Source organism: Actinoplanes sp. NPDC051513 (genome assembly GCF_044454685.1).
Lineage (GTDB): Bacteria > Actinomycetota > Actinomycetes > Mycobacteriales > Micromonosporaceae > Actinoplanes.
On sequence record NZ_JBITDW010000033.1, the window covers coordinates 48396 to 59939 of the forward strand.

An 11544-nucleotide genomic window follows, 5' to 3' on the forward strand; every position below is an offset into this window, starting at 1 on the left:
CCGTGTGGCGGCGTAGGGGTTCACGGCGAGGGGCGCGATCGGGATCGCGCCTCTTCGCCACCTATGCCGTGGCCAGCCTCCTGCCGGTGGGCGCGCTCGGCGTGCTGCTGCTCCGCGGCGTGCACGACGACGCCGCCAAGCAGGGCCAGGATCAGGGCACCGCGCAGGCCGCGGTGATCGCCGAGATGGCGATCGCGCCGGCTCTCGACGACGCCGACCTGACCCGGGGCATCACCGCCGGTCAGCGCGACAGCCTGGCGAAGGCCACCGACCTGGCGCTGTACCACGGCTCGGTGCTGCGGATGCGGTTGCGCAACTTCAGCGGTCAGGTGGTCTTCTCGGACGACGGATCCACCTCGGGTGGGGTGCCGGTCGGCGACCCGGCGTTCCGATCGGCCTCGGTCGGGCAGGCCGCGGCGACCCTGGTCAAGGACGACGCCGCGCCCGGCGGGCAGATCATCCGGGTGCTCCAGCCGGTCTTCGCCCGGGCGTCCGGCGAGGCCATCGGGGTGCTGGAGCTCTATCTTCCGTACGACAAGATCGCCGCTCGTCTGCATCAGCAGATGGGCGTCACCTACCGGCGGCTCGGCATCGGCCTGGGCCTGCTCTACCTGGCGATGGCCCTGATCTCGTGGTCGACCACCCGCTCGCTGCGCCGGTACGCCGCGCGGCAGGAGCACGAGGCGCTGCACGACGGGCTCACCGGCCTGCCGAACCGGGAGGCGTTCCGGCAGCGGGCGACGGCCGCGCTGGCCACCCGCGTCGGCGGGGCCGTGGTGGTCGTCGACCTCAACCGGTTCAAGGAGGTCAACGACACGCTCGGGCACCACGCCGGCGACGACCTGCTGCGGGTGATCACCGAGCGGCTGCGGACGTCCCTGCGGGCCGAGGACACCGCGGCCCGGCTGGGCGGCGACGAGTTCGCGCTGATCCTGCCGGGGCTGGACGGTCCCGCGGTGCTGGGGCTGCTGGAGCGGGTGCGGGCGTCGCTGACCCGCGAGGTGGTGCTCGACGGCGTGCCGCTGACCATCGAGGCGAGCTTCGGCGTGGCGCTCTACCCCGACCACGGCGAGGACGTCGAGCGGCTGCTGCGGCACGCCGACGCGGCCATGTACCAGGGCAAGCGCGGCACGGCGGACATCGTCGTGTACGCCGGCGAGCGGGCGGCCCACCCCACACAGTGGCTGGTCGTGCAGGCCGAGCTGCGGCACGCGCTGGAACGCGACGAGCTGGTGCTCTACTACCAGCCCAAGGTGCGGCTGGCCGACGGCGTGGTGTGCGGGGTGGAGGCGCTGGTGCGCTGGCAGCACCCGGCGCGCGGGCTGGTGCCGCCGTCGGACTTCCTGCCGGCCGCCGAACAGTCGGGGCTGATCGAGCCGCTCACCGCCTGGGTGCTGCGCCGCGCGCTCACCGACCAGGTGGCGTGGACGGCCGCGGGTCGCGATTGGACGGTGTCGGTGAACGTGTCGGCCCGCAACCTGGAGTCCCCCGGGTTCTCGGCGCTGGTCTCGTCGCTGCTGACGGAGCTCGGCGTGGCGCCCGCGCGGCTGACGCTGGAGATCACCGAGACCGCCATGGTCGACGACATCGCCTCGGCCCAGCAGGCCCTGCGGGCGCTGGCCGAGATCGGGGTCGGCATCTCCGTGGACGACTTCGGCGCCGGGTACACGAGCCTGGCGCGGCTGCGCGGGGTGCCGCTGACCGAAATCAAGATCGATCGCAGTTTCGTGGACACGGTTCGCGAGGAGCCGGAGAACCAGGCCATCGTGCGCGCGGTGATCGCGCTCGCGCACGGCCTGGGCTGCCGGGTCACCGCGGAGGGCGTCGAGACGGCCGAGGTGGCCGCGTGGATCGCGGCGGCCGGCTGTGACGAGGCGCAGGGGTATCTCTACTCGAAGCCGGTGCCCTGGGCGCAGGTGCCAATGATGGAGGCAGTTCGGTGAAGAAGGTCCTTTCCGCTTTGGCCACGGTGGCACTTCTGGGCGGCTGTGCCTCAACGCCGCAGGCGGACGCCGCCACGGTCGACAACAGCCTCCAGTTCGACCAGGCGCTGCACGACGCGCTCCCGCTGTCGGTGCGGAACACCGGGACGATCCGCTTCGTCACCGACGCGAGCTACCCGCCCATGGAGCAGTTCGCGCCGGACGGCCGTACGATCGTGGGCTTTGAACCTGATCTTGCCGACGCCCTCGGCCGGGTGCTCGGCGTCCAGATCCAGATGGTGACCGGCACCTTCCAGACGGCGCTCGACAAGGTCGCCGACGGAACCTACGACGGTGTGATGTCGGCCATGACCGACACCGAGGAGCGGGAGAAGAAGGCCGACTTCGTCGACTACTTCTCGGCCGGCACCTCGATCATCGTGCAGCGCGGCAACCCGGCCGCGATCGCCGAGCTCACCAACCTGTGCGGGCAGATCGTCGCGATCGAGCAGGGCACCGTGCAGGCCGACCTGCTGCACCGGTCGCAGAGCGGCTGCGGCGACCGGCCAATGAAGATCAACGAATACAAGACCAACGCCGACGCGCTGCTCCAGCTGCGGACCGGGCGGGCGGTCGCGGTGCTCAACGACTTCCCGGCGGCGGCCTATCTCGCATCCGACAGCCGCACCGGCAACTACTACGAGCTGGCCTCCGGCGCGCAGTACGAGCCCGGCTTCATCGGCATCCCGTTCGCGAAGGGGAACACCCAGCTCAGGGACGCGATCAAGGCGGCGCTCGACAAGGTCATCGCGTCCGGGACGTACGCGGATCTGCTCACCCGCTGGGGCCTCGCGAGCAGCGCGGTGAAGACCGCGGTCGTCAACGGCGCGTCAACGGACTAGCGCTCACTACACATGCGTGTAGTAGGCTACACGCGTGAGTAGTCCAGAGGATCTGACGGCACGAGCACGCATCCGCGACGCCGCGATCGAGCTGTTCGCCGACCGCGGCATCGACGGCGCCACCATCCGCGACATCGCGCAGAAGGCAGGCGTCTCGTCCGGGCTGTTGCGGCATCATTTCGGCTCCAAAGAGGGTCTCCGCGACGCCTGCGACGAGTACGTGCTGAACGAGCTCACCGCGCTGGGTAACCGCTTCATCGAGTTCCAGGTCGTCGACCGGATCACGCCCGGCATGCTGCGCATGCAGCGCTACATGACGCGCTCGGTGCTGGACGGGTCGCCCGCCGGTTCGGCCCTGTTCGACCGGCTGATCGACTACGGCGAGCGCTGGTTCGCGACCACCGACCTCAAGGTCGAAGATCCCCGGGCCTTCATCGCGGTGATCTCCGTGATGAAGATGTCCATGCTCACATCACGTGACCAGCTGTCACGAGTCCTCGGCGTCGACACCGCCGAGCCGGAGGGCTGGGCGCGGGTGCTGCGCGCCTCCCTCGAGATCTTCTCCACTCCGCTGGTCACTCACGAGCAGGCCGATCTCGCGCGCACGGCGCTCGACGGCCTGTACGACACCCCCTCGCCTTCGACGGAGGATCAACCATGACCGAGGCTATTGACGCCGAGGGACTGATCAAGCGGTTCGGCAAGGTCACCGCCCTGGACGGGCTCGACCTGCGAGTGCGGACCGGTGAGGTGCACGGCTTCCTGGGCCCCAACGGCGCCGGCAAAACCACGACCATCCGCATCCTGCTGGGGCTCATGCGCCACGACGGCGGCAAGGTGAGCCTGCTCGGCGGCGACCCGTGGGCGTCGGCCACCGAGCTGCACCGCCGTCTCGCGTACGTGCCGGGCGACGTCACACTGTGGCCCAACCTCACCGGCGGTGAGGTGATCGACCTGCTGGGCCGGCTGCGCGGCGGGCTCGACCCGGCACGCCGGGCCGAGCTCCTCGAGCGCTTCGAGCTCGACCCCCGCAAGAAGGGCCGCACGTACTCCAAGGGCAACCGGCAGAAGGTGGCGCTGGTCGCGGCGCTGGCGTCCGACGTGGAGCTGTTGATCCTCGACGAGCCGACCAGCGGCCTCGACCCGCTCATGGAAGAGGTCTTCCGCGAGGTGATCCTCCAGGAGAAACGGCGTGGCGACCGTACGGTGCTGCTCTCCAGCCACATCCTGGCCGAGGTCGAGGCGCTCTGCGACCGGCTCACGATCATCCGCGACGGGAAGGCCGTGGAGACCGGCACCCTCGACGACCTGCGCCACCTCACACGTACGTCGATCCAGGCCGAGCTGGTCGGCGCGCCGGACGGCCTCGCCACCCTGCCCGGCGTGCACGATTTCCGCACCGACAACGGCAAGATCCGCTTCGACGTGGACACGGACGCCTTGGAGCCGGCGCTCCAGACGCTGGTCAAGGTCGGGGTGCGCAGCCTGGTCAGCCAGCCGCCGTCGCTCGAGGAGCTGTTCCTCCGGCAGTACCAGCGGGGCGAGCGATGACCGGCGTCGGCAGGCTGATCCGGCTGATCCTGCGGCGCGACCGGTTCCTGCTGCCGATCTGGGTGATCGTCTTCGGCGTGCTGCCGGTCGGCTACTACGCGTCGTTCGAGGGCCTGTTCCCGACGGACGCCGAGCGCATCTCGTACGCGACGGTCAGCGCCAATAATGCCGGATTTGTCGCTCTGTATGGGCTCCTGCACGGTGACTCCTTCGCCGTGCTGACCAACTGGCGGGCGGGATTCGTCCCCGTGATGATCGGGCTGGTTGCCCTGCTCACGGTCATCCGTCATACGCGTACGGATGAGGAAGCCGGCCGCGCCGAGTTGATCGGCTCCACCGTCACGGGGCGGCATGCGGTCCTGGGCGCCGCGCTTCTGGTCACGGGTGGAGCTTCCGTTCTGCTCGGCCTGATCACCTTCGCCTCGATGGCCGGGCGAAGCTCCGATGTGGCCGGCTCGCTGGCGTTCGGCGCCGAGTTCGCCCTCAGCGGCATCATCTTCGCGACCGTCGCCGCCATCACGGCGCAGCTCACCAGCAGCGCACGGGCGGCCCGCTCGATCGCGATCGTGGCCCTGGGCGTCTCCTACGCGCTGCGGGTCGGCGGCGACATCTCGGCGCTGGGCGACGGCAGCCTATCGTGGCTCTCCTGGATCTCGCCGCTCGGCTGGGTGACGCGGATCTTCCCGTACGGCCCGCTGAACTGGTGGCCGGTCGTGCTGTCGGTGCTGCTCAGCGGGGTATTGGTGTCCGTCGCGGTGTACCTGCGCGGCCTGCGCGACCTGGGCGACGGTCTCGTGGCGGCGCGGCTGGGCCGTGCCACCGCGGTAGCCTCGCTGCGGACGCCGCTGGCGCTCGCGTGGCGCCTCCACCGTGGACTGCTGATCGGCTGGACCCTCGGGCTTGCCCTGCTTGGCCTGATCTTCGGCGGGGTGGGTGGCAGCGTGCTCGACATCGCCCAGGACAACAAGGGGTTGTCGGACATCTTCGCCCGCCTGGGCGGCTCGTCGCAGCTGGTCGACAGCTACTTCGCCGGCACGGCCGGGATCGTGGGCCTGATCGCCGCCTGCTACGGCGTCCAGGCGACGCTGCGGCTGCGCGACGAGGAGACGACCGGCCACGCCGAGGCGGTCCTGGCGACGGCGGTCTCCCGGTATGCGTGGGCCTTCAGCCACCTGCTGTTCTCGCTGCTGGGGCCGGCATTGGCATTGTTCGCCGAGGGGTTGGTGGCCGGGCTGACCTACTCCTCCGGCAGCGTGGGCGAGATCCTCGCCGGCACGATGCTGCAGCTGCCGGCGGTCTGGGTGCTGGCCGGGCTGACGGTGCTGGTGTTCGGGCTGCTGCCGCGCTGGTCGCTGCTGGCGTGGGCCGCGCCCGCGGCGTGCCTGCTGATCCTGCTGGTGGGGGAGACCCTGCAGCTCAACCAGTGGCTGCTGGACATCTCGCCGTTCACGCACACCCCGCGCCTGCCGGGCGGCGACGTCTCGGCGACACCGCTGGTCACGCTGGTAGCGGTCGCTCTGATGTTCGGTGTGCTGGGGATCGCCGGACTTCGTCGCCGGAACATTCCCGACTGATGGCGAAAGGGGCCGGGCCCTTGGCGGCCCGGCCCCTTCGCGTCAGACCTCGAAGCGGGTGCGACGGCGGCGGGCGAACAGCACCCCGCCGACCCCGGCGACGACCAGGATCAGGCCGGCGGCGCCGAACAGCGCGGTCTGCGGGCCGGTGATCGGCAGGCCGCCGCCCTCACCGCCGGTGTCACCCTCGCCGGCTCCGCCGTTGCCGTTGCCCGGCGCGGCGACCGGGTTGACGACGATCTTCGCGACGTCGTTGCCCTTGTTGAGATCCTTCTGGAAGACGTCACACTCGCAGGCCGGATTCACCTCGACCCAGCCGGTCGCGTTGTCGGCGACCTTGGTGATCTCCAGCTGGAACGGCCAGGTCACCGTGGTCTTGGCCGGGAATACCGTGTCACTGAAGCAGGCGTACTGCTTCTCGCCCTTGCCCCGCGGCGTCTTGAGGAACTCGTAGTCGGACAGGGAGCAGGCGTCCGGCAACCCGACGACCTTCGTGCCGTCCGGGATCGTGACGATGGCGACGGCGGCGGGGCCACCGTTGCGGCTGCTGTCCCGCGTCGCCGGGCCGTTGTTGCGCACGCCGATGTTCGCCGTCACCTTGTCGCCGGTCTTGCCCTTCACTGTCGCGCCGACCGCGGCGAAGTCGGTGCCCTGGTTTCCGGTCACCTGGATGGACAGCTGCTGCCAGTTGTTGTCCGGGTCGGTGTCGGTCTGTTTCTGCTTCGCCAGCGACTTGGCCGCCGGCAGCGCCTTGAGGGTCAGCTTCCCGCCGTTGCCGGCCTGGCCGGGACCCTCGTAGCCGTTGGTGTCGACGAACTTGATCAGGTCGTCGTAGTCGCCCGCGGTCAGCCACTCGAACTCGCCGGCCTGGTTGCTCGGCGCGGCGGTGGTGGCCCGCAGCTGGTACGGCAGGACGACCTGGTAGGTGACGCCCGGCTCGAGCTCCTGGTCGAACTGGCACGCGTTGAGCTCGTCGACGTTGTAGAAGCAGTTGGAGAACTGCTCAGGCGCGACGAACGCGTAGTCGGTGCCGAACACGAGCGCGGCGCCGTGCACGACCGCGTCGGTGGTGTTGTGCACCTGCAGCGACGCGTCGAACTTGGCGCCCGGCTTGAGGCTGATCGACTTCTCGGCGCCGGCCGCGAGGTCGACCCCCTCGGCCACGGTCACGTCGACGGACTGCGAGACCGGCGCGAGGCCGTCGGCCGAGAACGTGGCGGTGATCTTGCCGGTCTCGCCGAGGGCCGCCTCGGCCGCGTCGATCGCGACCAGGAAGTCACCGATCGCGCCGCCCGGCCCGACGTACGTCGACCAGGTGGTGGTGCAGGTCAGCTTGGTCGGCCCGTCCTCGGTGCAGTCCGGACCGTCCTCGGTGTCGTCGTGCAGCGTGACGCCGGTCAGCCCGTCGCTGAGCTCGTACGTCATCTTCCCGCCCTCGAGCACGACCTCGGTGGGCGAGTAGAGGATCGGGTTGATGAAGGTGCTGCCGCCGGCGGCAACGGTCGCCGGCAGCACCGCGATCTCCACGGTGGGCGCGGGCGCCGCGTTGGCGGGAGCGGCGAACGTGCACGCGAGGGTGGCCGCGGCGAGACCGGTCAGCAGACGCCGGCCGAAGTTGCGGTGCATCAAAGATCTCCTCGAGGGGGGCGATGGGAGAGCACGGAGCATAAGGTTCGCTGCCGCGCCCCTGCCGTCCCGAGAGAACGGAACCGTTCCGTTCGTTGCCGATTCGAGACCTTTTCACGTTCCTTATTCACCCGCAGGTCACCGAACTACACCGAAACACGCGAAGACACTTAGCGTCTTTCCCGACCCGGTGGCTGCTCTTGACTTTCGATATGCGACGCAGTGACGTTCGGTTTGCGGGGACCGGTCGAACTCGTCTCGCGGTGCGCGCGCCGTCTAGGCGCCGAGTTCGGCGGCACGGGACAACAGGGCGCGCCGTTCCACCTCGGACGGCGCCGCGGCCGCGGCCGCCCGGAACAGCGTGACCGCCCCGGCCGTGTCGCCGGAGCGGGCGGTCAGGTCGGCCTGCACCGCGATCGCCGCCGCGTAGTCGTCCAGGGCGCCGCCCGACCGGGCCTCGGCCAGCAGCGCCAGACCGGCGGCCGGCCCGTGGGCGTAGCCGTGGGCCACCGCCCGGTTCAACGCCACCACCGGCGATGGTTGGATGCGGGCCAGCTCGTCGTACCAGCCGGCTATCGATGCCCAGTCCGTGTCGGCGAAGCTCTCGGCCATCGCATGGCAGGCCGCGATCCGGGCCTGCACGCCGTACGGGCCCGTGACCGGCGTCCGCAACAGGATCTCCACGCTCTCGGCTATCGCCGGCCCGTCCCAGCGGGAGCGGTCCTGCTTCTCCAGCGTCACCAGGTCGCCGAGCGCGTCCCGCCGGGCATTCCGCCGCGAATGCTGCAGCAGGAACAGGGCCAGCAGCGACGCCACCTCCGGATCGCCGGGCATCAGGCCGGCCAGCAGACGGGCCAGGCGGATCGCCTCCGCGGCGAACGCGGGCTCGCCGTCCGCGTCGTACCCCCTGGTGAAGAGCAGGTAGAGGACGGCCAGTACGCCCGGCAGGCGCTCGGCGAGCGCCGGTCCCTCCGGCACGCGGTAGGGGATCCGGGCGTCGGCGATCTTCGACTTGGCGCGGGTGATGCGCCTGGTCATGGTCGACTCGGTGACCAGGAAGGCGCGCGCGATGTCGGGTGTGGGGACGCCCGCGATGGTGCGCAGGGTGAGGGCCACGCGGGCCTCCAGCGACAGCGCGGGGTGGCAGCACGTGAAGATCAGGCGCAGGCGGTCGTCGTCGATCTCCTGCGGCGCGGAGGAACCCGAAGTGAACAGCATGGCGACCTCCTGGAGCTTCGTCTTCTCCACGGCGGCGCGTCTCAGCGTGTCGATCGCGCGGTTCCGGGCGGTGGTCAGCAACCAGCCGCCCGGGTTCGCGGGCACGCCGTCGCGCGGCCAGCGTTCCAGGGCGGCCGCCATCGCCTCCTGGGCACAGTCCTCCGCAAGGGTCCAATCGCCGGTCACTCTGATGAGAGAGGCGACGATCCTTGCGTACGAGTCCCAGCCGGCGCTGACGGCCGCGGCAACAGAGGTCATCTACAGGTCCGCGTAGGGCCGGATCTCGATGCGGCCGGCGTACGCCATCGGGTGTGCCGCGGCCACCGCGATCGCCTCGTCCAGGTCGGCGCACTCGAGGATGTCGAAGCCCACGATCACCTCCTTGGTCTCGGCGAACGGGCCGTCGGTCAGCAGCACCTCGCCGCCGCGTACCCGGACCGTGGTCGCGGCGGACGGCGGGGCCAGCACGTTTCCGGTCACCCGGCGGCCGTTCGCGTCGTTGTCGGCCACCCAGACCTCGATGTCGGGAATCGAGGACTCGTCGGTCTCGGGCTCGGTGTCGTTGCAGACGAACATCATGTACTTCACGGTGATCTCCCTCTGGTTGGTCTTCACCAGGGTGACGAACGGCCGGACCGGATCCGGACACGCCCTCAGAAATTAAATGGCGTGATCACCCGGATCGCCGAGGGGCTCGGGCGGACCGGCCCGCTGAGCAGGCCTTGCGCCCGGAGAATGGTCAGGCAGGCGTGCCGTACGTCGGCGCGCAGATCTTCGTGCAGCACCGCCGAAAGCTTGTGGGCGCGCAGCAGATCCGCGTGCGAAGCGTCCAAGCCGTGCGCCACGAAGACGTCGTACTTGCGGTGCTCGGCGGCGAACGTCTCGATCACCGCGGTGGTTCCGCCGGGCGCGGGCGCGTAGATCGCCCGCACGGACGGTCCAGGACTCTCCAGCAACCGGCGATTCGGGGCTCGGGCCGCCATTTCAGCTCGGAAACCGGCAGCGCGCTCATCCGCCCCCAAATCGGACGAGGACGGCGTCAGCAGCACATCGCCGGCGCGATCGGCGAGCCATTGTTCGACCAGGTAGGCGGCGGTCGCGCCGGCATCGGGGTGTGAGATTCCGGCGTACGCGATGCGCTTGCTCTCCGGAAGATCGACGCCCAGCGTGACCACCGGCAGGCCGATCTGCCCCACCGCCTCGGCGATCTCGGGGGTGTCCGGCGCGGTGAGGATGACGCCCTGCGAGCGGGAGCGGCCGACCCGGTCGAGGACCGCCACGACGTCCTGGTCGCCGACGTGGAACCGCGGTTTGATCACGGCCGGGCGCAGGTCGGGCAGCTCGGCCTCGAAGGCCTGCCGAAGCGCGGCGGTGAAGCGCGAAGGGCTCAGGGCAACAACATCGACGGGTACGGCGGGTCCGGCCAATCTCGCTTGCGCCTGTTCCCGGTCGAGGGCGGCGATGGCCTGCTGAACCTCGCGGGCGGTGCTCTCGCGAACCCCGCCACGGCCGTGCAGCACCCGATCCACGGTGGCCTCGCTGAGGCCGGCCTGGCGGGCGATCTCCCGAATCCGGTATGGGTGCTTCACGCGTACAGGATGAGGGGTTTTTGAGGTTTTATGGAAGGACCTTGATGTTTGTTAGCACCTTAGCGTGACGTCGCGCGGGTCTCGAGATCGTCCACGAGGGTGACGATGCGCCGGTATTCGGTCTGGATCGACGCGAGGTAGAGGTGGCGCTGGGTGGCCGGCATGTCGGGGTTGTCCAGGAGCTGGTCGAGGCCCTCGCCGAGCTCCGCGAGCGGCGCGCGCAGGTCGGCGGTGACCTTGGTGATCTCGGCAGCGATCTGCTGGGCCAGTTCCTCGGCCTGCCGGCTGAGGGCCGCCTCCGACTCGGGGGCGGCGACGGACTTCGGAGCGGGCGTATCGGTGCCCGCGTAGCGGTCGATCGCGGTGTTGATGGCTTTCCCGAGCTCGGCGACCTCAGGCGGGCTGGTCACGACGGGCAGCCGCACCGTCGGGTCGTCGGGGGTCACGGCCTTCGCGCCCTCGGCCAGCTTGAGCAGCGGCCGTAGCACGAGGCCGCCGACCACCCAGGTCCCCGCCGCGGCGACCACGGCGGCGAGCAGAACAATGAGGTCAATCATCCTTACATTTCTGGAATGTCGCGTTTCGACGTCCTGGAGGTCGATCAAGATCTGGAGCTGAACCCCGGTCTTGAGCTTCTCGGCCCACGAACGCCAGTGTGATCCGTCCTCGGCCGTCACGGTGGAATAGCCGTCTTTTACCGGGATCGAGAATTTCGTCGAGGACCCCGCCTCGGCGCGCACGTCGGTGCCCTGCACGAGGCGTACGACATAGGTCCCGTCGGTCGGCAGCGAGCCGGACTTGGCCGCAGCCGTGCGCACCACCGCCGCTCGCGCGGCGAGCGTGTCGTCCACGTCCTTGAGGTCGCGGTGGTCGGCATACAGCACAACGGCCAGCCCGGCGAGCGCCACGACGAGAGCGACAACGGCCGTGATGGCGAGCGTGAGCTGTACGCGGATGGTCCGGGGCCGAAAAACCCGAGGTAGCGCCTCTGGCACGTCCCTACCCTGCCAGTCGAATCACATGGGGCGGCTAAGAATCCCAGTCTCTTGTTACCCTGTAAAGGCCTGGCCGAGAGGCGCTGCAACGGATCTTCTGCGATCCGCCACGCTCGGCTGGAGCTTGCTGACTGCAAGGGCGCCTCCTGATGAGGGAGGAGCCCTCT

10 protein-coding genes and 1 riboswitch are annotated in these 11544 nt (G+C 70.0%); of the genes, 5 read left to right on the forward strand and 5 right to left on the reverse strand.

The annotated features are described in order from the left end of the window. The first annotated feature begins 68 nt into the window (after window positions 1–68). From ACIA5D_RS46860 to ACIA5D_RS46880, 5 genes are read left to right on the forward strand one after another with little or no spacing between them, the layout of a single operon-like run. Complete coding sequence (locus tag ACIA5D_RS46860) at window positions 69–1943, forward strand: putative bifunctional diguanylate cyclase/phosphodiesterase (protein ID WP_396037183.1); 1875 nt, start codon at window positions 69–71, stop codon at window positions 1941–1943. After that, the gene (locus ACIA5D_RS46865; RefSeq protein WP_396037184.1) at window positions 1940–2824 is read left to right on the forward strand and encodes an ABC transporter substrate-binding protein; all 885 of its coding nucleotides are present in this window, start codon (window positions 1940–1942) and stop codon (window positions 2822–2824) included. The genes ACIA5D_RS46860 and ACIA5D_RS46865 overlap by 4 nt, the downstream gene beginning before the upstream one ends. Window positions 2825–2858: 34 nt before the next feature. Then, on the forward strand, window positions 2859–3485 hold the full coding sequence (locus ACIA5D_RS46870; RefSeq protein ID WP_396037185.1) for a TetR/AcrR family transcriptional regulator: 627 nt from the start codon (window positions 2859–2861) through the stop codon (window positions 3483–3485). Beyond that, complete coding sequence (locus tag ACIA5D_RS46875; RefSeq protein ID WP_396037186.1) at window positions 3482–4375, forward strand: ATP-binding cassette domain-containing protein; 894 nt, start codon at window positions 3482–3484, stop codon at window positions 4373–4375. Before ACIA5D_RS46870 ends, ACIA5D_RS46875 begins: the two co-directional genes overlap by 4 nt. Beyond that, entirely contained in the window at window positions 4372–5949 is a 1578-nt protein-coding gene (locus ACIA5D_RS46880; RefSeq protein WP_396037187.1) for an ABC transporter permease, read from the forward strand. Before ACIA5D_RS46875 ends, ACIA5D_RS46880 begins: the two co-directional genes overlap by 4 nt. 42 nt (window positions 5950–5991) lie before the next feature. On the opposite strand, the gene ACIA5D_RS46885 is transcribed toward ACIA5D_RS46880, so the two are convergent. From ACIA5D_RS46885 to ACIA5D_RS46905, 5 genes are all read right to left on the reverse strand, one after another. Next, window positions 5992–7575: a hypothetical protein gene (locus ACIA5D_RS46885; RefSeq protein WP_396037188.1), complete on the reverse strand. Its 1584-nt coding sequence runs from the start codon at window positions 7573–7575 to the stop codon at window positions 5992–5994. 276 nt (window positions 7576–7851) lie between these two features. After that, window positions 7852–9051: an RNA polymerase sigma factor gene (locus ACIA5D_RS46890; RefSeq protein WP_396037189.1), complete on the reverse strand. Its 1200-nt coding sequence runs from the start codon at window positions 9049–9051 to the stop codon at window positions 7852–7854. Then, complete coding sequence (locus ACIA5D_RS46895; protein ID WP_396037229.1) at window positions 9052–9381, reverse strand: YciI family protein; 330 nt, start codon at window positions 9379–9381, stop codon at window positions 9052–9054. A 65-nt stretch (window positions 9382–9446) separates the two neighbouring features. Next, window positions 9447–10382 carry a LacI family DNA-binding transcriptional regulator gene (locus ACIA5D_RS46900; protein ID WP_396037190.1) on the reverse strand — a complete coding sequence of 312 codons (936 nt, stop codon included), beginning with the start codon at window positions 10380–10382 and terminating at the stop codon, window positions 9447–9449. Between the two features lie 59 nt (window positions 10383–10441). After that, the gene (locus ACIA5D_RS46905; RefSeq protein ID WP_396037191.1) at window positions 10442–11377 is read right to left on the reverse strand and encodes a HAMP domain-containing protein; all 936 of its coding nucleotides are present in this window, start codon (window positions 11375–11377) and stop codon (window positions 10442–10444) included. A gap of 69 nt (window positions 11378–11446) precedes the next feature. Then, window positions 11447–11529: riboswitch (S-adenosyl-L-homocysteine riboswitch) on the forward strand. Window positions 11530–11544 lie beyond the last annotated feature (15 nt).

Coding starts and splice junctions, on each gene's coding strand:
- ACIA5D_RS46885 (WP_396037188.1), bottom strand. CDS start 7,575: ATGCACCGCAACTTCGGCCGGCGTCTGCTGACCGGTCTCGCCGCGGCC.
- ACIA5D_RS46875 (WP_396037186.1), top strand. CDS start 3,482: ATGACCGAGGCTATTGACGCCGAGGGACTGATCAAGCGGTTCGGCAAG.
- ACIA5D_RS46880 (WP_396037187.1), top strand. CDS start 4,372: ATGACCGGCGTCGGCAGGCTGATCCGGCTGATCCTGCGGCGCGACCGG.
- ACIA5D_RS46890 (WP_396037189.1), bottom strand. CDS start 9,051: ATGACCTCTGTTGCCGCGGCCGTCAGCGCCGGCTGGGACTCGTACGCA.